The organism is Streptomyces sp. NBC_01476 (assembly GCF_036227265.1).
Classification (GTDB): Bacteria; Actinomycetota; Actinomycetes; order Streptomycetales; family Streptomycetaceae; genus Actinacidiphila.
Window position 1 is genome coordinate 6,283,700 of sequence record NZ_CP109446.1, and the last position, 26,304, is coordinate 6,310,003.

19 protein-coding genes are annotated in these 26,304 nt (G+C 72.5%); 13 read left to right on the forward strand and 6 right to left on the reverse strand.

The features are described 5' to 3' along the window. Positions 1-39: 39 nt before the first annotated feature. The 6 genes from OG552_RS27510 (at position 40) to OG552_RS27535 (ending at position 12,303) form a co-directional block, all read left to right on the forward strand. Positions 40-822 (forward strand): IclR family transcriptional regulator, encoded by a 783-nt coding sequence (locus tag OG552_RS27510; RefSeq protein ID WP_329137390.1) that lies wholly within the window; start codon positions 40-42, stop codon positions 820-822. A 159-nt stretch (positions 823-981) separates the two neighbouring features. Next, entirely contained in the window at positions 982-1,683 is a 702-nt protein-coding gene (locus tag OG552_RS27515) for a ThuA domain-containing protein (protein ID WP_329137392.1), read from the forward strand. Beyond that, the gene (locus OG552_RS27520) at positions 1,668-2,786 is read left to right on the forward strand and encodes a Gfo/Idh/MocA family protein (RefSeq protein WP_329137394.1); all 1,119 of its coding nucleotides are present in this window, start codon (positions 1,668-1,670) and stop codon (positions 2,784-2,786) included. Before OG552_RS27515 ends, OG552_RS27520 begins: the two co-directional genes overlap by 16 nt. A gap of 307 nt (positions 2,787-3,093) precedes the next feature. After that, positions 3,094-6,183: an alpha-mannosidase gene (locus OG552_RS27525; protein WP_329137396.1), complete on the forward strand. Its 3,090-nt coding sequence runs from the start codon at positions 3,094-3,096 to the stop codon at positions 6,181-6,183. A gap of 125 nt (positions 6,184-6,308) precedes the next feature. Continuing rightward, a complete protein-coding gene (locus tag OG552_RS27530) occupies positions 6,309-8,441 on the forward strand; it encodes an ROK family protein (RefSeq protein WP_329137398.1) in 2,133 nt (710 codons plus the stop codon). Positions 8,442-8,649: 208 nt separating this feature from the next. Beyond that, positions 8,650-12,303, forward strand: a complete 3,654-nt coding sequence (locus OG552_RS27535; protein ID WP_329137399.1) for a glycoside hydrolase family 3 C-terminal domain-containing protein — start codon at positions 8,650-8,652, stop codon at positions 12,301-12,303. A gap of 78 nt (positions 12,304-12,381) precedes the next feature. On the opposite strand, the gene OG552_RS27540 is transcribed toward OG552_RS27535, so the two are convergent. Both OG552_RS27540 and OG552_RS27545 read right to left on the reverse strand, forming a co-directional pair. Next, the gene (locus OG552_RS27540; protein WP_329137401.1) at positions 12,382-13,389 is read right to left on the reverse strand and encodes a sugar phosphate isomerase/epimerase family protein; all 1,008 of its coding nucleotides are present in this window, start codon (positions 13,387-13,389) and stop codon (positions 12,382-12,384) included. A 16-nt stretch (positions 13,390-13,405) separates the two neighbouring features. Then, a complete protein-coding gene (locus OG552_RS27545; protein WP_329141181.1) occupies positions 13,406-14,551 on the reverse strand; it encodes a Gfo/Idh/MocA family protein in 1,146 nt (381 codons plus the stop codon). A 217-nt stretch (positions 14,552-14,768) separates the two neighbouring features. Between OG552_RS27545 and OG552_RS27550 the strand changes: the two genes are divergently transcribed. Both OG552_RS27550 and OG552_RS27555 read left to right on the forward strand, forming a co-directional pair. After that, positions 14,769-15,983: an ROK family protein gene (locus tag OG552_RS27550; protein ID WP_329137403.1), complete on the forward strand. Its 1,215-nt coding sequence runs from the start codon at positions 14,769-14,771 to the stop codon at positions 15,981-15,983. 113 nt (positions 15,984-16,096) lie between these two features. Next, complete coding sequence (locus tag OG552_RS27555; RefSeq protein ID WP_329137405.1) at positions 16,097-16,924, forward strand: sulfurtransferase; 828 nt, start codon at positions 16,097-16,099, stop codon at positions 16,922-16,924. 121 nt (positions 16,925-17,045) lie between these two features. Here the strand turns inward: OG552_RS27555 and sepH are convergent, their stop codons facing one another. From sepH to OG552_RS27570, 3 genes are all read right to left on the reverse strand, one after another. Next, positions 17,046-18,083 carry a septation protein SepH gene (sepH, locus tag OG552_RS27560; protein WP_329137406.1) on the reverse strand — a complete coding sequence of 346 codons (1,038 nt, stop codon included), beginning with the start codon at positions 18,081-18,083 and terminating at the stop codon, positions 17,046-17,048. 339 nt (positions 18,084-18,422) lie between these two features. Next, the gene (locus tag OG552_RS27565) at positions 18,423-19,742 is read right to left on the reverse strand and encodes a D-arabinono-1,4-lactone oxidase (protein WP_329137408.1); all 1,320 of its coding nucleotides are present in this window, start codon (positions 19,740-19,742) and stop codon (positions 18,423-18,425) included. Continuing rightward, positions 19,702-20,943, reverse strand: a complete 1,242-nt coding sequence (locus OG552_RS27570) for an MFS transporter (protein WP_329137410.1) — start codon at positions 20,941-20,943, stop codon at positions 19,702-19,704. The genes OG552_RS27565 and OG552_RS27570 overlap by 41 nt, the downstream gene beginning before the upstream one ends. A 146-nt stretch (positions 20,944-21,089) precedes the next feature. Here OG552_RS27570 and OG552_RS27575 point away from each other — a divergent pair, with 146 nt between their 5' ends. Further along, positions 21,090-22,232 (forward strand): ferrochelatase, encoded by a 1,143-nt coding sequence (locus tag OG552_RS27575; protein WP_329137412.1) that lies wholly within the window; start codon positions 21,090-21,092, stop codon positions 22,230-22,232. Positions 22,233-22,243: 11 nt separating this feature from the next. Next, positions 22,244-23,071, forward strand: coding sequence for an inositol monophosphatase family protein (locus OG552_RS27580; protein WP_329137414.1), 828 nt, complete (start codon positions 22,244-22,246; stop codon positions 23,069-23,071). A 93-nt stretch (positions 23,072-23,164) separates the two neighbouring features. On the opposite strand, the gene OG552_RS27585 is transcribed toward OG552_RS27580, so the two are convergent. Continuing rightward, the gene (locus OG552_RS27585; RefSeq protein WP_329137416.1) at positions 23,165-23,338 is read right to left on the reverse strand and encodes a hypothetical protein; all 174 of its coding nucleotides are present in this window, start codon (positions 23,336-23,338) and stop codon (positions 23,165-23,167) included. Between the two features lie 256 nt (positions 23,339-23,594). Between OG552_RS27585 and OG552_RS27590 the strand changes: the two genes are divergently transcribed. From OG552_RS27590 to OG552_RS27600, 3 genes are all read left to right on the forward strand, one after another. Then, the gene (locus tag OG552_RS27590) at positions 23,595-24,248 is read left to right on the forward strand and encodes a response regulator transcription factor (protein WP_329137417.1); all 654 of its coding nucleotides are present in this window, start codon (positions 23,595-23,597) and stop codon (positions 24,246-24,248) included. 6 nt (positions 24,249-24,254) lie between these two features. Further along, on the forward strand, positions 24,255-25,523 hold the full coding sequence (locus OG552_RS27595; protein ID WP_329137420.1) for a sensor histidine kinase: 1,269 nt from the start codon (positions 24,255-24,257) through the stop codon (positions 25,521-25,523). Between the two features lie 472 nt (positions 25,524-25,995). Next, positions 25,996-26,295: a DUF4193 domain-containing protein gene (locus tag OG552_RS27600; RefSeq protein WP_033173914.1), complete on the forward strand. Its 300-nt coding sequence runs from the start codon at positions 25,996-25,998 to the stop codon at positions 26,293-26,295. Positions 26,296-26,304 lie beyond the last annotated feature (9 nt).

The window sequence follows — 26,304 nt, forward strand, 5'->3', positions numbered from 1 at the left end:
GTCAGGCGTCGGCGCGGGAGCGGAGGATCAGTGGAATCGGTGGCAGAAGCGGCGCGCGGGCGGAAGCCCGAGGAGGTCAAGTCCGCGGCCCGGGTGCTGGAGGTGCTGGAGCTGCTGGGGGCCGACGGCGCCCGGCTGTCGCTGGCCGAGATGGCCGGCGCGATGGCGGTGCCCAAGAGCAGCCTGCACGCGATCCTGCGGACCATGGAGGCGCGCGGCTGGGTCGATCTCGACCCGTCCGGCACCCGGTACAGCCTCGGTCTCAAGGCGCTGCTGACCGGCACCGCCTACCTGGAGGGCGACGACGTCACCAGCCTGGCGGGACCGGTGCTCGACGCCCTCGCCGAGGAGACCGGCGAGTCCGTGCACCTGGGCAGGCTTGACGGCACCCACGTGGTCTACCTGGCCAAACGCGAATCCAGACACGCGCTGCGGATGTACTCCGCGGTCGGCCGCCGGCTGCCCGCCCACACCACCGCCCTCGGCAAGGCGGTGCTCTCGCAGTACGACCACGCCGAGGTGCAGCGCCGGCTCGACTGGCCGCTGGAGCGGCTGACCCCCAACACCGTGGTGGACCCGGACGCCTTCCTGGCCCAGCTGGCCGAGGCGCGGCTGCGCGGCTGGGCGATGGACGACGGCGAGAACTCGGTGGACATCCGCTGCGTCGCGGTGGCGCTCGGCGGCGGCCAGGGCGGCGACGCGATCAGCTGCTCGGCGCCCGCCAGCCGGATGGACGACGTGCGCACCGAGGAGGTCGCCCGGGCGGTCACCGAGGCGGCCCACTCGCTGAGCACCCTTCTCAAGCGCCTCGGCTCGCACTGACGCCCCATCCGTTCCGGGGGCGACGTGGGTTTGTCAAAGGGATTGACAAACTCTTCCGGCCCTCCTTACGTTCGGAAAGCGGTACGACATTCTGCTATCCGTATGGATGCCGTTCAGGTAGCCGTACGGTCCTGCCGAGCGCCACCGATGGGAGCGTTCATGCCCGCGAGCCCTGTGTCCCCCGCGAGCCCCCTGGCCCCCGAGCCCTCAGCGACCCGGCGGGCCCTCGTGGTCCGCGGCGGCTGGGAGGGCCACTCACCGGTCGCGATCACCGATCTCTTCCTGCCCTTCCTCAAGGACCAGGGCTTCACCGTCGAGACCTCCGACCGCCTCGATGTGTACGCCGACGCCGGTCTCCTGGCCGCCACCGACCTGATCGTGCAGTGCTGGAGCATGGGCGAGATCACCCAGGAGCAGACCGGGGGACTGGTCCGTGCGGTCGAGGACGGCACCGGATTCGCCGGCTGGCACGGCGGGATCATCGACTCCTTCCGCGGCGACGTCGACTACGCCCTGCTGACCGGCGGTCAGTTCCTGATGCACCCACCCGGTTTCCTCGACCACACCGTCCACCCGCTCCCGGAGCGCGCCGGGCACCCGGTGATCGCCGGACTCGGCGACTTCCCCGTGCACACCGAGCAGTACTGGGTGGCCACCGACCCCGCCAACGACGTTCTGGCCACCACCACCTTCCCGGCCGGCGCAGAAGGCGGCCGGCCGGTGGTGATGCCCGCCGTCTGGACCAGGACCCGGGGCGCCGGGCGGGTCTTCGTCTCCTCGATCGGTCACAAGGCCGACGACTTCGACGTGCCCGAGGTCCGCACCCTCACCGAACGGGGGCTGCTGTGGGCGAGCCGCTGACCGCTCTGCGGATCGGCATGGTGGGCGCCGGCCGGATCAGCGGCGCCTATCTCGACACCCTGACCAAGGCCGGCGGCCTCCGCCTGACCGCCGTCACCGACCTGGACCCGGGCCGCGCCCGGGAGGCCGCCGGCCGGGCGGGCGCCGACGTGGCGGGCAGCGTCACCGAACTCGTCGCCCGCGACGACGTGGACGCCGTGCTCAACCTGACGATCCCGGCCGCCCACGCCGAGGTCGCGCTCGCCGCGGTCGCGGCCGGCAAGCACGTCTACGGCGAGAAGCCGCTCGCCACCACCCGCGAGGAGGCCGCCGCCGTACTGGCCGCCGCCCGGGCCGCCGGAGTACGGGTCGGCAGTGCGCCCGACACCGTTCTGGGCACCGGCACCCAGACCGCCCGCAGGGCCGTGGACGACGGGCTGATCGGCACCCCGGTCGCCGCCACCGCCTTCATGACCACCCCGGGCCACGAAGCCTGGCACCCCGACCCGGAGTTCTACTACCGGCCCGGCGGCGGCCCGCTGCTCGACATGGGCCCCTACTACCTCTCCGCACTGGTCCACCTGCTGGGCCCGGTGGTCAAGGTGACCGGCGCCGCCGCCACCCCGCGCGCCGAACGCGTCATCGGCAGCGGCCCGCGCGCCGGCCGGCGCTTCGCGGTCCAGGTCGCCACCCACGTGACCGGCATACTGGAACACACCGGCGGCGCCCTGTCCACGCTGATGATGAGCTTCGACATCCACGCCGCCCGGCTGCCGCGGATCGAGGTGCACGGCACCACCGGCTCGCTCTCCGTACCCGACCCCAACGGCTTCGCCGGACCGGTGGAGCTGTACGAGAACGGCGGATGGCGGGAACTGCCGGTCTCGGCCGGGCACCCCGGCGCCGGCCGCGGTATCGGGCTCGCCGACCTCGCCGACGCCCTGGTCACCGGGCGGCCGCACCTGGCGTCCGCCGAACTCGCCGCCCACGTACTGGATGTGATGCTCACCCTGCTCGACGCCGCGGAACGCGGCGCCGCGCTCCCGGTGGCCTCCCGCTGTGAACGGCCCGCGCCCGTACTCCCGCGCCAAGCGGCGGACACCGGACGAGGAGACACCGGGTAGCGAGACACCGGATAACGAGACACCGGGTAGCGAGACACCGGAAAGGAAACGGCGGGAGACGGCGAAAGAGTCGGGAGGTGTCGGGAGACGGCGGGAAGACGCGGTGGCGGCTCTTTCCGCCGTCTTTGCCGCCCGGATTGTCAGGCCAATTATCCGACAATGATGCAACGCACCGGCCCGAAATTGCCCTGACACAACCGTTCTCGCAGGTCACGACCTGCACCGGAGGGGAGATTGTGACAGGCGTTGACTTGATAACACACAGGGTTTTACATGGCGGTCACTGGCTGGACAGGAAGGGCCGCCCATGCGTGACCGGATCACTTCCGGCGAATCCGGAGAAGACCGGATAGCCGCATTCCTCGCCGAACGGCTGCGTCCCGCCCTCTATCCGCAGCGCCTTCCGATGGACATCGGGGCCTGGCACATCCCGGGGGAACCCGCCGCGGTGGACGTGGCGTCGCGCGCCCCGTACGTGCCGTTCGCGGCCGGCGATTCCTGGGGGCAGCCCTGGTCCACCACCTGGTTCACCATGCGGGCGAGGGTGCCGCAGCGCTGGGCCGGGCGCCGGGTGGAAGCGCTCATCGACCTCGGTGACGACCCGGCGGGCGGACGGGCCGAAGGGCTCGTCCACGACGAGCACGGCGTCCCGGTCCAGGGCCTGACCCGGGAGGTGGACGCGGTGCTGGTGGCGACCGCCGCCACCGGCGGCGCACCGGTCCGGCTGCTGGTCGAGGCCGCCGCCAACCCCGCCATCGACGGCGGCACGGGCACCGGTCTGTCCTACGGTTCCCCGGTCACCTGCGGCGACACCCTCCTGTACCGGCTGCGCCGGGCCGACCTCGCACCGCGCGACGAGAACGTCTGGCAGCTGCTGAACGACGTCGAGACCCTCGACCGGCTGATGCGCTCGCTGCCCGCCGGGCAGCCCCGCAGACACGAACTGCTCACCGCACTGGAGAGCGCGGTCGACGCCGTCGACCCCGGGGACGTCGCCGGAACCGCGGCCCTGGCCCGTACGGTCCTCGCCCCGGCGCTGCGGCGGCCCGCACCCGCGTCCGCGCCCACCCTGGCGGCCGTCGGCCACGCGCACCCGGGGCCGGCCTGGCGGTGGCCGGTGCGCGAGTCGGTCCGGGGCTGTGCCCGCACCTTCAGCACCTTCGCGCAACTCGCCGAGGAGTACCCGGAGCTGACCGTCGCGGCGCCCTCCGCGCAGCACTACGCCTGGATGAAGGAGCACCAGCCGAGCATCTTCGAGCGGATCCGCAAAGCCGTCGCCGACGGCAACTGGACGCCGGTGGGCGGCATGTGGGTCGAGGCCGACACCGAACTGGCCGGCGGTGAGGCGCTGGTGCGGCAGTTCGGCCACGGCCGGCGGTTCTTCCGCGACGAACTCGGCGCCGACGGCGACGGGGTGTGGCTGCCCGCCGCGCCGGGCGCGTCCGCCGCCCTCCCGCAGCTCGCCGTCCTCTCCGGCGCCCGCTGGTTCCTCGGCCGGCGACCCGACCCCGGCTTCGGCACCGCCCCGCCGTACCACACCTTCCGCTGGGAGGGCCTGGACGGCACCCGGCTCTTCACCCACCTGGCGCCGGCCGACGGCGATCCGGCGGGCGGCGAACTCCCCGTCCCCGCAGCCGACTTCGCAGGCGCGGACACGGTCGCCGGCTCCTTGCTGCCCTTCGGCGGCGGCACGGGCCCCGGCCGGGCCGCGCTGGAGCGTGCCCGCCGCCTCGCCGGCCTCGAAGGCGCCCCCCGGGTCGTCCCGTCCACCCCGGCGGCCTTCTTCCGCGACGCGGAGCAGGAGTTCGGGCAGGGGAGCCGGTACGGCGACGCCCCGGTCTGGCGCGGCGGCCTCGACCTGGCCGCGCACCGGGGCACGTACACCAGCCAGTCCCGTACCAAGCGCGGCAACCGCACCTGTGAAGCGCTGCTGCACGAGGCCGAGTTGTGGTCGGCGACCGCCGCCGTACGGCTCGGGGTCCGCTACCCCTACGACGAGCTGGACGCGCTCTGGAAGAAGGTGCTGCTCCAGCAGCGCCAGGACGTCCTGGGCGGTACCTCCATCGCGTGGGTGCACGAGGAGGCCGAGCAGGCCCACCGGGAGGCCGGGCGCCGGCTGGACCGGCTGATACGGCGGGCGGCCGGCGATCCGGACGGGGCGAGCGTGCTCAACCCGGCCCCGCACGCCCGCCGCGAGGTCGTCGTCCTCGGGCCCGGCACCCGGCCCGGCACCGGTCAGCCGCTCGCCGACGGGCGGTTCGCGGTGCTCGCCGAGGCACCCGCGCTCGGCGCCGGAACCGCCGGGCTGCCGCTGGGCGACCTCGCCCCGGCGACCGTCCGGCCGGTCGGCGCGAGCGGTGAACACCTGCTGGAGAACGGCCTGTTGCGGGTGCGGGTCGACGCGGACGGCCTGGTCAGATCGGTGGTCGAAACGGCCACCGGCCGCGAGACGATCGCCCCTGGCGGTGCGGGCAACCTGCTGCGGCTGCTGCGCGACGAACCCGCCGGCTGGAGCGCACGGCACCTTCACCCCCGCGCCGGACGCGACCTCGACACCGCGCAGAGCGTGGAGATCGGCGCGGCCGGACCGCTGCTGGCGACGCTGCGGGTGGTGCGCGGCACCGGGCGCTCGCGGATCGTCCAGGAACTGACGCTCAGGGCCGGCAGTCCGCAGCTGGTGCTGGACACCGAGGTCGACTGGCGCGAGCGGGACCACGTCCTCAAGGTGTGCTGGCCGCTCGACGTGCACGCAGAACACGCCACCGCCGAGGTCCAGTTCGGGCACGTGACCCGGCCCGCCCACGACACGGCGGAGCACGCGGCCCACCGCTGGGTGCACGTCAGCGAGCACCGCTGGGGCGTGGCGCTGGCCTCCGACGCGACCTACGGCTACGACGTCAGCCGCGACGCCCGCCCGGACGGCGGCACCACCACACTGCTGCGCGGCACCCTGCTCCGGGCCCCGCACAGCCCCGACCCCTACGCCGACCGGGGCCCGCACCGCTTCCGCCACACCCTTCGCCCCGGCGCCTGCCTCGGCGACGCGATCCGCGACGGCTACGCGCTCGGCCGCCCGCTGCGCCCGGGCCCGTCCGCCCCGCCCCGGCCGCCCCTGGTCGCCGTCGACCACCCCGACGTCCTGATCGAGACGGTCAAACTCGCCGACGACCGCAGCGGCGACGTCGTCGTCCGCCTCTACGAGTCCCGCGGCGGCCGGGCCCGCACCACCCTCAGCACGGACTTCCCGCTCGCCGCGGTCCACGCCACGGACCTCCTGGAGGAGCACCCCACCCCGCTCGCCCACGCCGCCACCACCGTGACCCTCACCCTCCGCCCGTTCCAGATCCGCACCCTCCGTCTGCGGCGCGCCGCCCAGGAAGGGACCAGCCTTGCCTGAGCCCAGCAGAACCGTCCCGACGCCCCGCTCCGGCCGGACCGGCCGCCGGCCCCCGCGGCCACCGGCGCCGGCGCCCGCGAGGGCCGGCGCGCTCCCCGGGAGCGGGCCGGCAGGTGGGGGCGAGCGTGGCTGACGAGATGGGGGTCCTGCGGGAGTGGGCCGGCGGCGGGCCGCTGGCGACGCGGGCCCGGGTGGTGCTGCTGGCCGCCGAAGGGCTGCGGGACGCGGAGATCTCGCGGCGGCTCGGAGTGTCGCGGCAGACCGTCGGGACATGGCGGCACCGCTGGCAGAGCGCCGGCCTGGCCGGTCTTGAGCAACGGCCGCGGACAGGCCGCCCGGCCACCGTGGACGAGGCGGAGGTGGTGGCCCGCGCACTGCTCGCCCCCGGCGGAAGCGGCGCGAGCCGGGCCATCGCCCGGGAACTGGGGCTGTCGCACGCCACCGTCGCCGCGATCCGGCGCCGCTGGGGACTCGGCGGCGAAGGGGCCGCCCAGGTGCCGGCCCGGCCGCCGCTGCCGGGTTCCGATGTCTGGGTGATGGGTCTGTACGCGGACCGGAGCCGGGCTGTTCTGCTGACCGGGACCCGTCCGGTGGCGGCCCCGCGGGCGGCCGACGCCAGCGTGCTCGGCGAGGACGTACTGACCGGTCTCGCCGACGCACTGGAGACGGTACGGGCGGCACAGGAACAGGAGCCCGCCGCCGGCCTCACCGGCTACCTCGCCGAGGCCGCCGCCCACCATCCGGAGATCGCCCTGCACGCCGTCACGCTGTGGGAGGACGCTCCCGCGGAACCCTCCCCCGGGGCCTCCCCCGAGAACACGGTGACGCGGCATCAGCTCCCCGCCAACGCCACCTGGCGCAGCTTCCTGCGTGCGGTGATCGCCCTGGACAGCACCACCCACCCCGAGTCCTCGCGCCGGGTCTACCTGGACCTGGTCGCCGCGCTGGAACGGCCCGGCGGTCCCGTGCGGTGGCTGCGCGGACGTGTGGCCGGGCACCTGCGGTGGCGTGCACCGCAGGAGAGCCCCGCGGCCCCAACGGCCAGCGGGGTCAACCAGATCGACCTCGGATCGTTCAACGAGTGCGTGGTCATCGAGTCGGTGCGGCTCTCCGGCACCATCACCCGCGGCGAGATCGCCCACCGCACCGGGCTCACCCAGCAGTCCGTCTCCCGGATCGCCCGCTCCCTGCTGGACCGCGGCATCCTGGTCGAGGAGTCGCAGCGGCGGGCCACCTCCGGCAAGCCCCGGACCCCGGTCCGCCTCTGCGGTACCGCCGCGCACGCGCTCGGGCTGCACATCGACCCCGAGGTGCTGACCGCCGTGGTGATCGACCTGGACGGCGCGATCGTCTGCGCCCGCACCCGCCCGGTGTCCGCGGACATCGACCCGGGGGAGTTCGTGACGCAGGCCGTCGCGCTCGGCCGGGAGACGCTGGCGAAGGCGGGCGGCGCGGTCCGCGCGGACGGCTTCCTCGGCATCGGCGTCGCCGTGCCCGGCCCGGTGGACATCGCCTCCGGCACCGTGCTCGGCCCGCCGCTCCTGTCCGCGTGGGACGACCTCCCGCTGCTCTACCTGCTCAAGGACCACTTCCCCTGCCCGGTGATCATCGAGAAGGACTCGCTGGCCGCGGCGGCGGGGGAGCGGTGGATCGGCCGCGACCGGCGGGCCCGTGACTTCGCCTACCTCTATCTGGGCACCGGCGTCGGCTCCGGGCTGTATCTCAACGGCGACCTCTACCGCGGGGTGAGCGCGAATGCCGGGGAATTCGGCCAGCTCTGCGCGATCGCGCTCGGCCGGACCGGCCCCGACGGCCGCCCCGAGATGGTGCCGGAGTGCAATCCACCGGTCTCCGTACCGGAGTTCGCCGCCCGGCGGGGCCTGCCCCGGGCCGGCCCCGGCCTCGGCAGCGCCGCCGCCTACCGGGCGGTGGGGCGGGCCGCGGCGGCCGGCGACCCGGCGGCGGTCGAGGCGATCCGGGCGGTGGCCGGCGCGGTCGGCCGCGGTGCGCTGGGCCTGGTGGACCTGCTGGACATCGACCTGATCGTGCTCGGCGGCCCGTTCTTCACCGACGACACCGCAGGGCACTACCTGGACGAGATCAGCCGGGTGGTCAACGAATTCCCCACTGCGCGGCGGCTGCGCCGGGTGGAGGTCGAGCGGTCGGTGCTCAGCGCCGAGGCGGCCGCGGTCGGTGCCGCGTCGACCATCTTCCACGCCACGTTCACCCCCCGGCTGCGTGGCCGCGACCGCCCCTGACCGGCCGCCGCGGCGACCGTCGGGCACCTTCGGGGATTCTGCCGCCATCAGTCAAAACGGCTGACGGAAAGTCCCGGCACCACTCTTGACGCTGCATCAAAACAGGCAACAAACTGCCACATTGATAACGCAAGCCCCGGAATTTCTTCGGACTTGTACGGAACTCCGAAGCGAGCCGGGTCCCCTGCTCGATGACGACGGAGGCAGGATGGACAAGCGAAAGCGCCGGCGTGCGGGACTGGCCGTGGTCTGCGCGATGGCGTGCGCGGCCGGACTGAGCGCCACTTCCGGCGGTACGGCGCTGGCCCAGGCGCCGAGCGCGAAGGTCGCCGGCACCCCGGTCTACCTGGACACCAGCTACTCCTTCCAGGAGCGAGCCGCCGACCTGGTGTCCCGGATGACCCTCCAGGAGAAGGTGCAGCAGCTCAGCACCAACAGCGGCCCGGCCATCCCGCGGCTCGGCGTCCAGCAGTACACGTACTGGAGCGAGGGCCAGCACGGCATCAACCAGCTCGGCGCCGACCAGAACAACGGCGGGGTCCAAGGTGGCGTGCACTCCACCAGCTTCCCGACCAACTTCGCCTCGTCCATGTCCTGGGACAAGGACCTGATGTACCAGGAGAGCACCGCGATCTCCGACGAGGCCCGCGGCTTCCTCGACAAGTCGCTCTTCGGCACCGGGCAGAACAACCTCGGGCCGTCCGCCGACGACTACGGCGACCTGACCTACTGGGCGCCGACCGTCAACCTCGACCGGGACCCGCGCTGGGGCCGCACCGACGAGGCGTTCGGCGAGGACCCGTACTTCGTCGGCCAGATGGCCGGGCAGTTCATCAACGGCTACCAGGGCAACAACCAGGACGGCACCTCGCAGACCGGCTACCTCAAGGTCGCCGCCACCGCCAAGCACTACGCGCTCAACAACGTCGAGGACAACCGCACCGGCATCAGCTCCGACGTCAACGACACCGACCTGCGGGACTACTACACCGCCCAGTTCCGCAGCCTGATCGAGGACGCGCACGTCGCCGGCCTGATGACCTCGTACAACGCGATCAACGGCACACCGTCGACCTCCGACACCTACACCACCAACGAACTCGCCCAGCGGACCTACGGGTTCGACGGCTACATCACCTCGGACTGCGGCGCGGTCGGCACCAACTGGCGGCTCTTCCCGGGCGGTCACGACTGGGCGCCGCCCGGCTGGACCACCGACCACAAGGACAACCCGACCTGGACCGAGACCGCCACCGGCACGAAGGTCTCCGGCCAGGCCGGCGCCCAGGCGTACTCACTGCGGGCCGGCACCGACCTCAACTGCACCGGTGACGAGGCCACCACGGCCAACATCGAGGAGGCCATCAAGGCCGGCGTGCTCAGCGAGGGCGTCGTCGACACCGCGCTGGTGAAGGTGTTCACCGTCCGGATGGCCACCGGCGAATTCGACCCGGCGAGCAAGGTGGCGTACACCAACATCACCAAGGACCAGGTGGAGAGCCCGGCCCACCAGGCGCTGGCCACCAAGGTCGCCGACAACTCCCTGGTGCTGCTGAAGAACGACAAGCCGGCCTCCGGCGGCGGCAAGCTGCTCCCGGCGGACCTGGCGAAGACCAAGAAGGTGGTGATCCTCGGCGACCTCGCCAACACCACCTCGCTCGGCCTGTACTCGGGCGACCCCACCCACCGGACCAGCCCCGTGCAGGGCATCAAGAACGCCGTCTGCGCCGCGAACCCGACCGCCTCGGTGATCTACGACGCGGCCGGCTCCTCCGCCACCGGGACCGGCGCCGCGGTGCTCTCCGACAAGACCAAGGCCGACATCGGGGCCGCCGACCTGGTGGTGCTCTTCGTCGGCACCAGCCAGGCCAACGCCGACGAGGGCAACGACCGCGACAACCTCGGCATGCCCGGCAACTACCAGTCGCTGATCGACCAGACCGCCGCCCTCGGCAACGACAAGCTGGCGCTGGTCATCCAGTCCGACGGCCCGGTGGACATCCAGGCCGAGCAGAGCCCCGCCTCACCTGTCTCCTCGATCCTCTTCAGCGGCTACAACGGCCAGGACCAGGGCACCGCGCTCGCCGATGTGCTCTTCGGCGCACAGAATCCCTCCGGGCACCTCAACTTCACCTGGTACAAGGACGATTCTCAGCTCCCCGACAAGCAGAACTACGGCCTGACCCCGGCCGAGACCGGCGGCCTCGGCCGCACGTACCAGTACTTCACCGGCACCCCGACCTACCCCTTCGGCTACGGCCTGAGCTACAGCACCTTCTCCTTCACCGGCATCACCTCCAGCAAGTCCCAGATCACCCCGGACGGTTCGGTGAAGATCGGGGTCGACGTCACCAACACCGGCAAGGCGGCCGGCGCCACCGTCGCGCAGCTCTACGCGGCCACGCCCTTCACCGTCCCCGGCGTCCAGCTGCCCGCCAAGCGGCTCGTCGGCTTCGCCAAGACCAAGGTGCTGAAGCCCGGCAGGAGCCAGCACCTGACCATCACCGTCAAGGCCGCCGACCTGTCCTTCTGGGACGCCACCAGCTCCCGGCAGACCGTCTACAACGGCACATACACCTTCCAGGTCGGCCCGGACTCCGCGCACGCCGCCGGCACCGAATCGGTCAGGGTCAAGGGCCAGTTGACGCCGAAGGTGCAGACGGTCACGGTGCAGCCGGAGAGCGTGGTGTACAACGCGGGCGACACCTTCAGCCTCACCGCGAAGAACAAGTGGATCAAGGACGACACCGACCACAGCAAGGAGCAGCGCGACACGTCCATCACCGCGGACAACGTCGTCGAAGCGGTCAACAACGACCAGTCGTTCGTGGACCTGAGCACCGCCAAGGTCACCTACCGCAGCAGTGACCCCGCGGTCGCCACCGTCGACAAGAAGGGTCTGGTGCACGCGGTCTCCGACGGCGTCGCCACCATCTCCGCCACGGTGGGCGGCGTCACCGGATCCACCGCGATCGTGGTCCACAACACCCTGACGCTGCAGGCCCTGCCGATCGCCGACGCGGGCAGCACGCTGACCGCGACGACCACCTACACCAACGGCGGCACCACCGCGACGAGCGATGTCACCGTCGGCCTCGACACCCCCGCCGGCTGGACCGCGACGGCCACCACCCCGGCGAGCTTCCCGAGCGTCGCCCCCGGCCAGAAGGTCACCACCACCTGGCAGGTCGCGATCCCGGCCGGTACCGACCCGGACTCCTTCACCCTGAACGCCACCGTCACCGCACCCGGCGGCGACCTGAGCGCCCAGACCCCGGTGACCGTGCCGTACGCCTCACTGACCGCCGCCTACAACAACACCGGCATCAGCGACGACGCCGACACCAAGGCCGCCAGCCTCGACGGTGAGGGCGCCAGCTTCTCGCTCCAGGCGCTCGCCGCCGCGGGCTGGAACGCCGGCAAGGAGACCGTGCACGACGGGGTGAGCTTCCCCTGGCCCGCGACCGCCGGCACCGGCAGCCCCGACAACGCGGTGGCCGGCGGCCAGGCCATAAAGATCACCGGCAGCGGCGGCAAGCTGGGCTTCGTCGGCACCAGCGCCTTCGGCGCCACCTCCGGCAGCGGCACGATCGTCTACACCGACGGCACCACCCAGACGTACGCGCTGGCACTCGCCGACTGGTGGTCGGGCTCGGCCGCCCAGGGCAGCGACATCGCCGCCACCACGCCGTACCTCAACAACGGCGGCGGCCAGCAGACACAGAACGTGCACATCTACGCGGCGACGGTGGATCTGCAGCCCGGTAAGACCGTGCGGGCCATCACCCTGCCGAACGTCAGCAAGACCCAGGTGGACCACCAGGTGGCCATGCACCTGTTCTCCATCGCCATCGGCGGCTGATCCCGCCGCCGGCCCGCACAAGGCCGCGGGGACCGCTCTCCCCTCCAGGAGACCGGCCCCCGCGGTCCGGCGGCCGGATCAGCCGCCCGAGCTGAAGCTTGAGTCGAAGGAGGCCGCCGGCGGTTCGATCGCGGCCAGCGCGCGCACGTGCGCGAGGGCGCCGGGCGCGCCCAGGGTACGGTCCATGCCGGCGTCCTCCCACTCCACCGAGACCGGCCCGTCGTAGCCGATGCTGTTGAGCATCCGGAACACCGGCTCCCACGGCACGTCGCCGTGCCCGGTGGACACGAAGTCCCAGCCGCGCCGCGGGTCGCCCCACGGCAGATGCGAACCGAGTCTGCCGTTGCGGCCGTTCAGCTGCGTGACCGACTCCTTGCAGTCCACGTGGTAGATGCGGTCCTTGAAGTCGTAGAGGAAGCCGACCGGGTCCAGGTCCTGCCAGACGAAGTGGCTCGGGTCGAAGTTGAGGCCGAAGGCCGGCCGGTGCCCGATCGCCTCCAGCGCCCGTACGGTCGTCCAGTAGTCGTAGGCGATCTCGCTCGGGTGCACCTCGTGCGCGAACCGCACGCCCACCTCGTCGAAGACGTCCAGAATCGGATTCCAGCGGTCGGCGAAGTCCTGGAAGCCGCGGTCGATCATGGCCGGCGGCACCGGCGGGAACATCGCCACCGTGTGCCAGATCGAGGAGCCGGTGAAGCCGACGACCGTCCGCACGCCGAAGGCCGCCGCGGCCCGCGCGGTGTTCTTGATCTCCTCCGCGGCCCGGCGGCGCACCCCCTCGGGTTCGCCGTCCCCCCAGATCCTGGCCGGCAGGATGCCCTGGTGCCGCTCGTCGATCGGGTGGTCGCAGACCGCCTGGCCGGTCAGATGGCAGGAGATGGTCCAGCAGCGCAGCCCGTGCCTGTCCAGCGTCTCGCGCAGCCGGGGCAGATAGGCGTCGTCCGTGAGCGCGGCCTGGACGTCGAAGTGGTCGCCCCAGCAGGCGATCTCCAGACCGTCGTAGCCCCAGTCCGCGGCGAGCCCGCACACCTCGGTGAAGGGCAGGTCCGCGAACTGGCCGGTGAAGAGGGTGACGGGTCGGGCCATGAGCATCCTCCAGAGGTCAGGCTTGGACGGGGATGTGCACGCCGAGGGCCGCCGCGCTGGACTCGACGGCGGCGAGCACGCGCTGTACCTGCAGGCCGTCGGCGAAGGACGGCCGGGGATCGGTGCCCTCCGCGACCGCGGTGACGAAGTCACGCACCTGGTGGGTGAAGGTGTGCTCGTAGCCGAGCAGATGGCCCGGCGGCCACCAGGCGTCGAGGTAGGGGTGGACCGGGTCCGTCACCGAGATCCGCCGGAAGCCCGCGGTGCCGGGTTCCTGCGCACGGTCGTAGAACTCCAGCTCGTTGAGGGACTCGGCGTCGAAGGCGAGGCTGCCGCCCGAGCCGCTGACCTCGATCCGCATCGCGTTCTTGTGCCCGGTGGCGAACCGCGTCGCCTCGAAGACCCCGATCGCACCGCCCTCGAAGCGCGCGGTGAACAGAGCCGCGTCGTCGACCGTCACCTGTCCGCGCTCCGTACTCGCGGTGCCGGACAGGCCGCTGGCCTCGGCGGGCAGTGGCCGCTCGGTGACGAAGGTCTCCAGCAGCGCGCCGACCGAGGAGATCCGCTGCCCGGTCAGATACTGCGCCGCGTCCACGCTGTGCGCGCCCAGGTCGCCGAGCGCCCCGGACCCGGCGCGCTCCTTGCGCAGCCGCCACGCCAGCGGGAACTCCGGGTCGACCAGCCAGTCCTGCAGATAGCTCGCCCGCACCTGGTGGACGGTGCCGATCCGGCCCTGCCCGATCAGCTGCCTGGCCAGCGCCAGGGCAGGCACCCGGCGGTAGTTGAAGGCGACCTGGGAGCGTACGCCCGCGGCCCTGGCCCGGTCGGCGGCCCCGGCCATCTCCGCCGCCTCCGCCACCGAGTTGGCCAGAGGCTTCTCGCAGAGCACGTGTTTGCCCGCGGCCAGCGCGGCCAGGGCGATCCGCGCGTGGGTGTCGCCGGGTGTGCAGATGTCCACCACGTCGATGTCGGGGCGCTCGACCAGCCGCCGCCAGTCGGTCTCGTAGGAGTCCCAGCCGTAGCGCTCCGCGGCCCGCCGTACGCCCGGCTCGGAACGGCCGCAGACCGCGGTGAGTTCCAGGCGCCGCGGCAGGTCGAAGAAGCGGCCGGCGGTGCGCCAGGCGTGGGAGTGGGCGGCGCCCATGAAAGCATGGCCCACCATGCCGATCCGCAGGGGCGGGGGTGCGGTCGTCGTCACGTACGTCCTCCTGGCCGGGGCGGAGCGTCATTCATCCGGAGTCGACAGAAAGTGACGGCGCCGGAGCGGGCAGTTCGTGAGTTTCTGCCTGAACTTTGTCATAAGTCAAGGCTCTTGACGGAAGGATCGGGGACAAGGCACGGTGCGAACCGGTTCACCGTCCGTACACACTCCGGGGGTCATGATCGATACGCCAGTGAACCTGCGCGAGGTGGGCAGGCTGCGGGTCCTGGAGGCCCTGCACAGCACCGCGCGCAGCAGCCGCCCCGAACTCGTCCGGGTCACCGGCCTGTCCCGGGCCACCGTGTCCTCGCTCATCGCCGATCTGATCGCGGTCGGCCTGGTCACCGAGGACGAGGGGCCCGAGGAACCCGAACCGCGGCGCACCGGGCGGCCCGCGCAGTCCCTGTCGCTGGTGCCGAGTGCCGGGTACGCGATCGGCGCGGACATCGGCCACCAGCACGTACGGGTGATCCTCTGCGACCTGTTCGGGGCGGTGCTCTGGGAGCACTGGGTGGCCAAGGAGGTCGACCGGGCGCCCGAGGAGACCCTCGACCTGGTCGCCGTGCTGGTCAACCGCGCACTCCAGGAGACCGGCGTCACCCGGGCCAGGGTCCTGGGCATAGGAGCGGGCATCGCCTCTCCGGTGGAGAAGAGCAGCGGCGCGCTCGGCGCCGAGGGCATCATGCCCGGCTGGGTCGGCATGCGCCTGACCGAGGAGCTGCGCCGCCGCACCTCGCTGCCGGTCCGGGTCACCAACGACGCCAACGCGGGGGCGCTCGCCGAGCGGATGTACGGGGCCGGCCGGCAGGCCGGCGACATGGTGTACGTGCGGCTGTCGGCCGGCATCGGCGCGGGCATCGTCAGCAACGGGCGGCTGTTGCTCGGGGCGCGCGGGCTGGCCGGCGAGATCGGCCATCTCCCGCTGATCACCGACGGCCTGATCTGCCGCTGCGGCAACCGCGGCTGCCTGGAGACGGTGGCCAGCCCGGTCGCCGTCGCCCGGCTGCTCTCGGACAGCTGGGGCGAGCAGGTCTCCGCCCGCGACCTGCCCGACCTCATCCGCCGTCGCAACACCGGTGCGCTGCGCGCCGTCCGCGATGCCGGGGACGCGGTCGGCCGGGCGCTGTCCACTCTCGTCACGCTCCTCAACCCGAGCCTGATCGTGGTCGGCGGCGATCTGGCCGGCGCCGGCGAGGACATCCTCGAACCGATGCGGGCCGGGGTGCGCCGCCACACCCTCCCGTCGGCCGCCGAGAGCGTCGAGATCGTCACCGGCGGCCTCGGCGACGGCGCCGAAGTCCGCGGCGCGGCGGGCCTGGTGCTCGCGGACGCGCCCCAGCTCCTCTCGGCCACCACGGGCGAACCGCAGATCACCGCGGCCGAACCCGCGTAGCCCGGCCGCCTCCGGCTCACCGGGAAGAGCCGTCGGACACAGCGGTCCGTCACCTCGCGGGTGGCGCCTTCGAACCGCTCCTGCGCCGACCCGGCGGCCCTCACAATGGACGTATGGAACCGATCATTTCCGCGGCCGCGCTCGCGGACGCGCTGGACGGGACGACGATCCTGGACGTCCGTTACCGCATGGGCGGCCCGCCCGGCGCCGGTGAGTACGCCAAGGGCCACATCCCCGGGGCGCGTTACGTCGACCTCGACGCCGACCTCGCCGCGCCGCCCGGGCCGCGCGGCCGGCATCCGCTGCCCGATCCGGCGGACTTCACCGCGGCGATGCGGCGGGCCGGCGTCGGCCGGGACAGCGACGTGGTCGTCTACGACGACTGGAACGGGTGGGGTCCCGCCCGCGCCTGGTGGCTGCTGCGCTGGGCGGGCCACCGGCGGGTCCGCGTGCTGGACGGCGGGCTCGCCGCCTGGAAGGCCGCAGGACTGCCGCTGAGCACCGAGGAACCCGCCCCCGGCGACGGAGACTTCACCGCGGTGCCGGGCGGCATGCCGCTGCTGGACGCGGACCAGGCGGCCCGGCTGGCCCGCGGCGGCCTGCTGCTCGACGCCCGGGCGGGGGAGCGCTACCGGGGCGAGACCGAGCCGATCGACCCGGTCGCCGGGCACATCCCCGGCGCGGTCAACGCCCCCACCACGGAGAACACCGGCCCCGACGGCCGCTTCCTGCCCGCCGCCGACCTGGCAGCCCGCTTCACCGCGCTGGGCGCCGTCCCCGGCACCGAGGTCGGCGTCTACTGCGGCTCCGGCGTCTCCGCCGCCCACCAGGTCCTCGCCATGGCCGCGGCAGGCATCCCGGCGGCCCTCTACGCGGGCTCCTGGAGCGAGTGGACCGCCACCTCCGCCCGTCCCGTCGCCACGGGCCCCCACCCGGGCTGACGCGGCCCGGCCGCCCTCAGCACGCGGTAAGGGCCGGCCACCTTGGTGGCCGGCCCTTACCGGTGCTGTTCCGAACGGACCCCGGTGAAGACGGACCCCGGTGGGGACCGACCCGGTGGGGTCAGTCCTGCTTCTTGCGGCGGCTGCCGAAGACGATCTCGTCCCAGCTGGGCACCGTGGCGCGGCGGCCGGGGCGGACGCCGTCCGCTTCGGCCTGGCGGTCCGTGGTGCCCTTGAGGCGGTCGCGGTGGCCCGCCACTGCCCGGGGCATCAGTACATCCGCGTACGCGGCGCCGGCGCTGGCTGCCGGGGCCGCCTCCTCCGCCTCCTCGGCCGGGACCTCGGCGGCCGGAGCGGCGTCGGGCGGTGCGGTCGGCGGCGCGGGCACCACCATGTCGCCGCGGAAGCTCGGCACCGCCTCCAGCAGGCTGGTCAGCGAGTCCCGTTCGTCCGCGGCGGCCTCGGCCCGCTCCTCGGCACGCGGTTCGGCCTGCTGCCGGTCCTGGGAGCGGTCCAGCGGACGGTCCCTGGGCAGCCTGGCGATCCGCGGTACGAACGGGAAGCTCGGCTCCTGCTGGGCCTGGCTCTGGGCGGTCTCGCCGATCAGCGACCTGGCCTCGTCGTCCACCGCCTGCACCAGCCGGCGCGGCGGGTCGTAGGTCCAGCTCGCCGAGTGCGGCTCACCGGCCACCCGGTAGACGAGCAGCACCTCCCAGGTGCCGTCGTCGCGGCGCCAGGAGTCCCACAGCACGTGGTCCTTCTCCGCGCCGCGCAGCAGCAGCCGTTCGGTGACGGCGTCGCCCAACTGGGGTCCGGTGGACTCGCCCTGCCGCCGGACCGGCGTCTTCCTGGCCCGTTCGGCCATGAACGCCCGCTCGGCGAGGACCGGTCCCTCGAAGCGGCGGACCCGCTCCACCGGGATGCCCGCCATCTGCGCGACTTCTTCCGCGGACGCGCCGGACCGTATCCGGGCCTGGATGTCACGGGGCCGGAGATGGCTCTCGACCTCGATCTCGATCTGACCGAGCCGGGCCCGGTCGTTGCGCACCGCGGCACGAAGCCGCTCGTCGATGGGGAGCGTGTATTCCGTGCTGTCGGCAGCCTTGAGCACCAGTCGTGTGCCGTCGTTGCTGACGGCCACGACGCGCAGTTCGGGCACGGTTACCTCCCGGGTGGTGCCTGCCGACGTCCGATGCGTCGCTGCTCCCGTTCGACACGAGTGTGGCCTGCCCGGGTGCAGCGTGCCACAACCTTGCAGAGTTACCCGGCGTGTCGGGATTACATGGTGACACGCCGTTATGGGACGGTGGTCTATTGGCCACGGATTGTGACCAACGGGCGACCGGACGGGCACCGGGCGCCAGGATTCGTCACGGTACTCCATTCGGGCCACCGCAGGGTGGCTGCCGCGCCGTCGAATGTTCGTCCGTGGAGGGGGAGTTGGGTGATGCGACTCACAAGTGCGCCCGGCGTGCGCCGGGCAAAGGGGGACGTACTCCTATGAACCCAACACCCTTCGCAGATAATCGTTGCCGAACAGCTGTCCCGGGTCCAGCCGATCGCGTAGTGCGGTGAACTCACCGAACCGCGGATACACCCCCGCGAGGTACTCCGCATCGCGGCTGTGCATCTTCCCCCAGTGCGGCCGCCCCTCGCGGGCGGTCATGATCTTCTCCACCGCGGTGAAGTACTCCTGGTACCGGCTGCCCCGGTACATGTGGACCGCGATGTAGGCGGTGTCCCGCCCGGACGCGGTGGACAGCGCGATGTCGTCGGCCGGCGCGACCCGTACCTCGACGGGGAAGCTGACCCGCAGGGAGGACCGCTCCACCATCAGCCGCAGCTCACGGATCGCGTCCACCGCGGCCTCCCGCGGCACCGCGTACTCCATCTCCACGAACCGCACCCGGCGCGGGCTGGTGAACACCTTGTACGGGATGTCGGTGTACGTACGGGCGGACAGCGCGCGGCTGGAGACCCGGGCGATCGCCGGGATCGCGGCCGGCGCCGCCCGGCCGAGCGCGCAGGCGGCCTGGAAGACCCCGTTGGAGAGCAGTTCGTCGTCGATCCAGCCGCGGACCGCGGGGACCGGCGCGGCCGGGCCCTGACTGCGGTTGTTCCGCTTGGTGTTGCAGTTCCCGGTGTGCGGGAACCAGTAGAACTCGAAGTGCTCGTTCTCGGTGGCCAGCTGCTCGAACTCGGCCGTCACCCGGTCGAAGGTCATCGGTTCCTCACGGGCGGTCAGCAGGAAGACCGGCTCCACCGCGAAGGTGACCGCGCTGACCACGCCGAGTGCCCCGAGGCCGATCCGGGCCGCGGCGAAGACCTCCGGGTTCTCGGCGGCCGAGCAGTTCAGCACCGAGCCGTCCGCGGTCACCAGCTCAAGTGCGGTGATCTGGGCGGCGATCGAGCCGGAGTCGCGGCCGGTGCCATGGGTGCCGGTGCTCGTCGCGCCGGCCACCGTCTGCTCCATGATGTCGCCCATATTGGTGAGCGACAGACCCTGCGCGGCCAGCGCCGCGTTCAAGTGCCGCAGCTGCACCCCCGCCTCGGCGGTGACGGTGCCCGCGGCCCGGTCGATGCCGCGGATCGCGGTCAGCCCCTCGGGCCGGACCAGCACCCCGTCGGTGGCGGCGGCGCCGGTGAAGGAGTGACCGGAGCCCACCGCCTTGACGGTCAGTCCGTCGGCAGCCGCTTCGCGCAGGACCTCGGCGAGTTCGGGCACCGAGGCCGGCGTCGCGCTGCGGACCGGCCTGGCCGTGACATTGCCCGCCCAGTTACGCCACACCTTCTCGGTCGTGCCGCTCGATCCGGCCATCGCCGTACTCCTCCCGCTCCGGGGCCGGCCGCAGCCGGCGGTAACCGAGGAACGCAACCGCCAGGGCGAACGCCGCCGCGGAGGCCGGCACCGCGAACGCCGCCGAGGCGCCCCGCGCGTCGATCACCCGACCGGCGAGCGCGGCTCCGGCGGCGACCCCGACCGCGAGCCCCGTGGTGGTCCACGTCATGCCCTCGGTCAGTTTCGCCCGCGGTACCAGCTGTTCCACCAGGCCCATCGCGGTCACCATCGTCGGCGCGATGGTCAGGCCCGACAAGAACAGCGCACCGGCCAGGAACCACAAGTTTCCGACCAGTAGTGGCGGGATCATACTCACCGACATCAGTGCGATTCCCAGCAGAAACCGGCCGGCCCTGGTGCCACGCGGTGTGAGCAGCCCGAAGACCAGCCCCGCCAGGCACGAACCGAGGGCGTAACTGGCCAGCACCAGGGACGCCAGGCCCTTGTGGCCGTGCTCGTCCGCGAAGGCGACCGTGGAGACGTCCACCGCGCCGAAGATCGTGCCGGTGCCGACGAACACCCCGGCCAGCACCGGCATCCCCGGCGAGCGCAGTGCCGAGCGGCCGGGTCCCGGGCCGCGCGGATGCGGTGCGGGCTCGGTACGGCGCTGGGCGGTCAGCAGCAGCACGCCGGTGCCCAGGAAGAGCACCGCCAGCAGCGGGCCGGCTTCCGCGAACCACACCGTGCACAGCCCGATGGAGATGATCGGCCCCAGGATGAAGACGATCTCGTCCACCACCGACTCCAGCGAGTAGGCGGTGTGCAGCAGTTCGGGCGAACCGCGGTGGATGGCCGACCACCTGGCCCGGACCATCGCGCCGACGCTCGGGGTGGCCCCTGCGCCCAGTACGCACAGGAAGTACACCCAGTCCGGGGCGCCGGCCTTCACCGCGATCAGCAGGCCGCCCACCGAGGCCACCGTCACCGCGCTGGCCGGCCGCAGCACCCGCCGCTGGCCGTACCGGTCGACGAGCCGGGAGACCTGCGGACCGCAGGCCGCGGCGGACAGCGCGAGCACCGCCGAGAGCGAGCCGGCCAGCCCGTAGCGCCCGGTGAGCTGGGAGATCATCGTCACGATGCCGATGCCGAGCATGGACAGCGGCATCCGTCCGACCAGGCCGGCCGCCGAGAACGCCTTGCTGCCGGGGACCGTGAAGATCGCGCGGTACGGACTGCTCACGGTCTCTCCCCGGTAAGGCGTGCAGCTGGCCCATACAGCTTACGGAGCCGGGCAAACGATTTTCCTGCCGCCGGCGGGCGGCCGCACGCGGCTGCCCGGGGAGCCGGTCACCGGCACGGTCACCCGCGGGTGGCAGGATCGGAGGCATGCCCGATCAGCCACACCAGCCCACCCCCGCGGGCCGGCCCGACGCCGGACCGTACGACGCCCTGCTGCTGCTCTCCTTCGGCGGACCCGAGGGCCCCGACGACGTGCTGCCGTTCCTGGAGAACGTCACCCACGGCCGGGGTATCCCCCGCGAGCGGCTCAAGGAGGTCGGTCAGCACTACTTCCTCTTCGGCGGGGTCAGCCCGATCAACGCGCAGAACCGCGCGCTGCTCGACGCGATCCGCAAGGACTTCGCCGACGGCGGCCTCGACCTGCCGGTGTACTGGGGCAACCGCAACTGGACGCCGTACCTCACCGACACCCTGCGGTCGATGAGCGACGCCGGGCACCGCCGGATCCTGGTGCTGGCCACCAGCGCCTACGCCTCCTACTCCGGCTGCCGCCAGTACCGGGAGAATCTGGCCGCGTCGCTCGCGGTGCTGGCCGAGGAGGGCCGCGAGCCGCTGCGGATCGACAAGCTGCGGCACTACTTCAACCACCCCGGCTTCGTCGAGCCGATGATCCAGGCCACCCTGGACGCGCTCGCCGAACTGCCCGCGGCGGTCCGGGACGGCGCCCGGCTCGCCTTCACCACGCACTCCATCCCGGTCACCGCCGCCGACACCTCGGGGCCGGTGCCGGGCCACGGCGACGGCGGCGCCTACGTCGCCCAGCACCTGGACACCGCCCGGGTGATCGCCGACGCGGTCCAGGCGGCCACCGGCGTGGAACGCGACTGGCAGCTCGTCTACCAGTCCCGCAGCGGGGCCCCGCACATCCCGTGGCTGGAGCCGGACATCTGCGACCACCTGACGGATGTGCACGCGGCCGGGGCGCCCGCGGTGGTCATGGTGCCGATCGGTTTCGTCTCCGACCACATGGAGGTCACGTACGACCTCGACACCGAGGCCGCGGCCAGGGCCGGCGAACTGGGCCTGCCGGTCAGCCGCGCCGCCACCGTCGGCGCCGACCCGCGGTTCGCCGCCGCCGTCCGCGACCTGGTGCTGGAGCGCGCCGCCACCGAGCGCGGCCTGGCGCCCCGGCGGTGCGCACTGGGCACCCTCGGCCCCAGCCACGACATCTGCCCCGCGGGCTGCTGCCCGGCCAGGACCCCGCTGCCCGCCGCGGCCGGCATCGACTGAGGAGTCACCCCATGACCACCACCCCGGCGAGCCCGGACCCCGCGGAACTGCTGACGATCGCCCTGGAAGCGGCCCACCGGGCCGGCGTCCTGCTGCGCGACGGACGGCCCGCGGACCTCGGCGTGGCCGCCACCAAGACCAGCCCGATCGACGTGGTGACCGAGATGGACATCGCCGCCGAGAAGCTGATCACCGACCGCATCGGGCGGCTGCGGCCCGACGACGGCTTCCTCGGCGAGGAGGGCGCGAGCAGCGAGGGCTCCAGCGGGGTGCGCTGGGTGATCGACCCGCTGGACGGCACGGTGAACTACCTCTACGGCCTGCCGTCCTGGGCGGTCAGCATCGCGGCGGAGTACGACGGGGAGGTGATCGCGGGGGTGGTCGAGGCACCGATGCGGCGCGAGACCTACCAGGCGGTACGCGGCGGCGGCGCCTTCGTCAACGGGGAGCCGGCCCGCTGCCGCCCGGCCCCGGAGTTCTCGCACGCGCTGATCGGCACCGGCTTCGGCTACCTCGCCGAACGCCGGGCCGCCCAGGCCGAAGTGGTGCGGACCCTGGTGCCGCGGGTCCGGGACATCCGCCGGGCCGGCGCCGCCGCGATCGACCTGGCCGACGTCGGCTGCGGCCGGCTCGACGGCTACTTCGAGCGCGGCCTCAACCCGTGGGACCTGGCGGCCGGCGCGCTCTTCGCCCGGGAGGCGGGCGCCCTGACCGGTGGACGGCCCGGGCAGCCCGCCTCGGGGGAACTCACCATCGCCGCGCCCCCCGGGCTCTTCGAGCCGCTCCAGGCGATGCTGGAGGAGCTCGGCGCCTGGCACGACCGGCCGCGCCCGAGCTGACCGGCGCACCGCGCGTAGACATGCGAACGCCCCGGCACCTTCCTGGTGGCCGGGGCGTGCGGCTCGGGGGTCGACCGGTGCGGATCCGGTGGGTCAGGCGACCTTGGGCCGTACGTCCACCCCGTGTTCCGCGGCGAGCCGCTGGAGGTCCTCCAGCTCGCTCTGCTCCACGTCCGCGAGGAAGTCGTCGCCCGTCTCGCGTGCCCTGCGCAGGTCCGACTCCGTGCTGTGTATGCGCTGCAGGATTCCGGTAGTGAACGCGTTCATGTGCGCCCCCTCGTCGACTCCGTTGACACGAGGTGTGTCAAAGCCCGGCTGCCCCGCGTGGGAAACGCGTGGCAAGGCATGGTGGGTGGGTGTACAGCCGTCTTGCCCAGGCGTTTCCGGCCGGAAACATCCCCGCCACAGATAAGTTCACGCGACCGGGTGCCGGGACCGTCCCCTACGGTCCCTTACCGCCGATTTACGGACCTCCGGTGCAGGATGGAGGGGGATTCGCACAGCTCATGGAAGGAACAGCGCCTTGCGCGTACTGGTCGTCGAGGACGAGCAACTGCTCGCCGATGCGGTGGGCACCGGCCTGCGCCGCGAGGCCATGGCCGTCGATGTGGTCTACGACGGCGGTGCCGCCCTGGAGCGGATCGGGGTCAACGACTACGACGTCGTGGTCCTCGACCGTGACCTTCCGGTGGTGCACGGTGACGAGGTGTGCCGGCAGATCATCGGCCTCGGCATGCCCACCCGGGTGCTCATGCTCACCGCGGCCGGCGACGTCAGCGACCGGGTGGAGGGCCTGGAGCTCGGCGCCGACGACTATCTGCCCAAGCCGTTCGCCTTCACCGAGCTGACCGCCCGGGTCCGCGCGCTCGGCCGCCGTACCACCGCGGCCCTGCCGCCGGTCCTGGAGCGCTCCGGAATCCGGCTCGACCCCAACCGCCGCGAAGTCTTCCGCAACGGCGACGAGGTGCATCTGGCGCCCAAGGAGTTCGCGGTGCTGGAGGTCCTGATGCGCAGCGAGGGCTCGGTGGTCTCCGCCGAGCAACTGCTGGAGAAGGCATGGGACGAGAACACCGACCCCTTCACCAACGTGGTGCGGGTCACCGTGATGACCCTGCGCCGCAAGCTCGGTGAGCCCCCGGTGATCGTCACCGTGCCCGGCTCCGGCTACCGGATCTGATCCGCCGTGGCCTCCGTCTCCCCACAGACCCCGGCGGGCCCGCACGCCGGACCGCCCGCCCCGCCGCGCCCCTCCTGGGACCCGCACCCGGACGAGAGCCCGCCGCCGTGGCTGCGGCCGACCATCCGGATACGGCTCACCGTGCTCTACGGCGGCATGTTCCTGATCGCCGGCGTACTGCTGCTGTGGATCATCTACCTGCTGGCCGCCCAGGCGCTCGACCAGGGCAGCGTCTTCCCCTTCAAGCTGCTGGGCAGCACCAGCATCCAGTCGACCAACTGCTCGGAGCTGCCGGCCGGGCAGGTCATCACCTCCGACCAGTTCACCCAGGCGCTCAACACCTGTATGCAGCACCAGCGGGACATGGCGCTGAGCACCCTGCTGAAGCGGTCACTGATCGCCTTGATAGGGCTGGCCGTGGTCGCGCTCGTCTTCGGCTATGTGATGGCCGGCCGGGTGCTGGCGCCGCTCGGCCGGATCACCAGGACCGCGCGCAGCGTGGTCGGCTCCGACCTCAAGCGCCGGATCGAACTGGACGGCCCGGACGACGAGCTCAAGGAGCTGGCCGACACCTTCGACGGCATGCTGGACCGGCTGGAGCGCTCCTTCGACGCCCAGCGCCGCTTCGTCGCCAACGCCTCGCACGAGCTGCGCACCCCGCTGGCGATCAACCGCACCCTGCTGGAGGTGCAGCTCTCCGACCCGGAGGCATCACCGGACCTGCAGCAGCTCGGCAAGACCCTGCTGGCCACCAACGAGCGCAGCGAACAACTGGTGGAGGGCCTGCTGCTGCTCGCCCGCAGCGAGAACGAGATCGTGGACCGCAAACCGGTGGACCTGGCCGAGGCCGCCTCCCGGGCGCTGGACCAGGTGCGCGGCGAGGCGCAGGCCAAGGGCGTGGAGCTGCGCGCCGAACTGCAGGGCGCGGTGGTCCAGGGCAATGGCGTGCTGCTGGAGCGGATCGCGCTGAATCTGGTGCAGAACGCGGTGCGCTACAACGTGCCGCAGGACGGCTGGGTCGAGGTGCGTACCAGCACCGAGAGCGGGCATGCGCTCGTTGTGGTGGTCAACACCGGGCCAGTGGTGCCCGCGTACGAGATCGACAACCTCTTCGAGCCGTTCCGACGGCTGAGAACCGAGCGCACCGGCAGCGACAAGGGAGTCGGGCTCGGTCTGTCCATCGCCCGCTCGGTCGCAAGGGCGCACGGTGGCGTCATCGCCGCCGAGCCCAGGGAGGGTGGCGGCCTGGTCATGCGGGTCGCGATCCCGCTGTAGGGTCTCCCACCGGACCTGCGGAAGCAGCCCCTCCAACGCTCTCATCAGCTGTGAACCGCGTCACTTCCGACGCGTGGGCCACATCGGCCGGAAGAACCGGTCGTTCGCTTTGCGAGTAATTTCAGGGTCTGTTCTCAGCCGGTACCGACTGTGACCGATCGCACACAGATGTTGTACAGCGGGTACTCTCGGTGATCGCAAGACCTGGGAAAAGGGCCACAAAATCCATGTTTCCCCAGGTCATGATCACGGGAAGTACACGTGAAGGCGCCCGTGCCGGAGTATCTTCCAACCGTCACGGTTCATGATCGGCCACCCGCGCGATCACCTCTTCGGGGGCGTAGTCGGGTGTCGATCGCGTAACGGGCCTTGATGTGAGGCAAAATCTCCGCCTCGGGTCGGGCACAAGTCCGGCCTCCCGCGCGTTACGTGCGCTGGAGACACCACAGACACCCACAGGGGGAGAGCGAAAATGGCTACGGATTACGACACCCCACGCAAGACCGACGACGACGTCAACGAAGACAGCATCGAGGAACTGAAGGCCCGGCGGAACGAGAAGTCGACCTCCGCGGTCGACGTCGACGAGTTCGACCAGGCCGAGTCCCTGGAGCTGCCCGGCGCCGACCTCTCCAACGAGGAGCTGTCGGTCCGCGTGCTGCCCCGGCAGGCGGACGAGTTCACCTGCATGAGCTGCTTCCTCGTTCATCACCGGAGCCAGCTGGCCTCGGAGAAGAACGGGAACCCGATCTGCCGCGACTGCGCGGCCTGATCCGCGGGC

Excerpts from the sequence above, each read along its gene's own strand:
- OG552_RS27540 (WP_329137401.1), bottom strand. The coding sequence starts at position 13,389 with ATGGCCCGACCCGTCACCCTCTTCACCGGCCAGTTCGCGGACCTGCCC.
- OG552_RS27580 (WP_329137414.1), top strand. The coding sequence starts at position 22,244 with ATGACCACCACCCCGGCGAGCCCGGACCCCGCGGAACTGCTGACGATC.
- OG552_RS27535 (WP_329137399.1), top strand. The coding sequence starts at position 8,650 with ATGGACAAGCGAAAGCGCCGGCGTGCGGGACTGGCCGTGGTCTGCGCG.
- OG552_RS27515 (WP_329137392.1), top strand. The coding sequence starts at position 982 with ATGCCCGCGAGCCCTGTGTCCCCCGCGAGCCCCCTGGCCCCCGAGCCC.
- OG552_RS27545 (WP_329141181.1), bottom strand. The coding sequence starts at position 14,551 with ATGGTGGGCCATGCTTTCATGGGCGCCGCCCACTCCCACGCCTGGCGC.
- OG552_RS27565 (WP_329137408.1), bottom strand. The coding sequence starts at position 19,742 with ATGGCCGGATCGAGCGGCACGACCGAGAAGGTGTGGCGTAACTGGGCG.
- OG552_RS27525 (WP_329137396.1), top strand. The coding sequence starts at position 3,094 with ATGCGTGACCGGATCACTTCCGGCGAATCCGGAGAAGACCGGATAGCC.
- OG552_RS27555 (WP_329137405.1), top strand. The coding sequence starts at position 16,097 with ATGGAACCGATCATTTCCGCGGCCGCGCTCGCGGACGCGCTGGACGGG.
- OG552_RS27575 (WP_329137412.1), top strand. The coding sequence starts at position 21,090 with ATGCCCGATCAGCCACACCAGCCCACCCCCGCGGGCCGGCCCGACGCC.
- OG552_RS27600 (WP_033173914.1), top strand. The coding sequence starts at position 25,996 with ATGGCTACGGATTACGACACCCCACGCAAGACCGACGACGACGTCAAC.
- OG552_RS27585 (WP_329137416.1), bottom strand. The coding sequence starts at position 23,338 with ATGAACGCGTTCACTACCGGAATCCTGCAGCGCATACACAGCACGGAG.
- OG552_RS27550 (WP_329137403.1), top strand. The coding sequence starts at position 14,769 with ATGATCGATACGCCAGTGAACCTGCGCGAGGTGGGCAGGCTGCGGGTC.